This is a genomic window from Desulforamulus profundi, from assembly GCF_002607855.1.
Map to the genome: position 1 here is coordinate 1 of NZ_AWQQ01000113.1, position 1,128 is coordinate 1,128.

Annotated in this window: 1 protein-coding gene and 2 pseudogenes; all 3 read right to left on the reverse strand. The window is 45.8% G+C overall.

Annotation, left to right across the window (positions count from 1 at the left end; all coding sequences use genetic code 11):
• Nucleotides 1-238 precede the first annotated feature (238 nt).
• A pseudogene (locus P378_RS16080) lies at nucleotides 239-425 on the reverse strand (AMP-binding enzyme); the annotation flags it as partial.
• A 12-nt stretch (nucleotides 426-437) separates the two neighbouring features.
• Nucleotides 438-794, reverse strand: coding sequence for a ribosome silencing factor (gene rsfS, locus P378_RS16085; protein WP_099083685.1), 357 nt, complete (start codon nucleotides 792-794; stop codon nucleotides 438-440).
• Between the two features lie 56 nt (nucleotides 795-850).
• Nucleotides 851-1,128, reverse strand: a pseudogene (locus P378_RS16090) (bis(5'-nucleosyl)-tetraphosphatase (symmetrical) YqeK); the annotation flags it as partial.

Here is a 1,128-nt window from a genome sequence, read left to right on the forward strand (position 1 = left end):
TCCCGAGGGATATGGGAACATTTCCAGGCAATAGTATTTCGGGCGTTCGGAATGATCCGGCACCTGGTAGATATCCTGTTTCTCCCAGTATTGCTGCCATTTATTCTCTATTTGTTTAGAATCGTATTGCTCCTGCAAAATACTTGCCTCCTAGTCACTTTACTATTTTGGTAGGAAGGTGCGGCACATTCACATTCCTCGCAAATTTTACCACGAATAGGGGCATATTTCAACAATTCTAAGCCGTTTCAATTTTCGTTAAATCTTCCAGTCCCAGGGTGGTAATGGCCTGCTCCCAGTTTGTATTTTTGGATTTTACCACTGGCGGTGGTGGGATAGCTGTCTACAAACAAAACGTATGAAGGTATTTTGTATTTGGCAATTTTATCCACACAGTAGGCCTGCACTTCTCCTTTTGTCAACGAAAGTTTTGTTAATTACTTGTTGGCTGTCATTTCCACAACCTGGGCATCGCCCCAAAGCCGCTCCAGGTTGTAAAAGTCCCGTTCCATTTCCTGAAATACATGTATGACTACATCGCCATAATCCAGCAGAATCCAGCTGCCTTCCCGGAAACCTTCGATACGCAACGGCCTGACGCCCGCTTCTTCCAGTTTCTCTTTAATATGTTCGGCCACTGCCTGTACCTGGGTGCTGGAGCGACCGGTGCAAATCAAAAAATAATCACAAATAATAGAAATATGGCTGATGTCAAGGACCGTTATATCGGCAGCTTTTTTGTCATCCGCCGCTTTGTGGGCTATGTCTACCATTTCCTTGGCGCTAAGTGTCAAACAGACCCCTCCTTGATGTTTTTCTGTGTTCTTATTATATCCTATTCCACTATTTTCTAGGCGGAAACCCTGGCTGCTAAAATTGCATTCCTCGCTTTTACACTGCTGGGATGCAGCAGGCAGCCAATTTTTAAAGCATACCGGATGCTTTCATCAAAACAGCTTAAGAGCGCCGCATCCAGGTCTGTTTCGGCCTGCCTGCGAATTTCCTGCACGGCGCCGTGACGGCGGTTCGGTTCAATTTTGTCCGCCACAAACAGTACTTTATCCAATTGACTCATATATTCGGAACCCACCGTATGCAGCGCAATGGCATTGAGTATCTCCGGGTCTG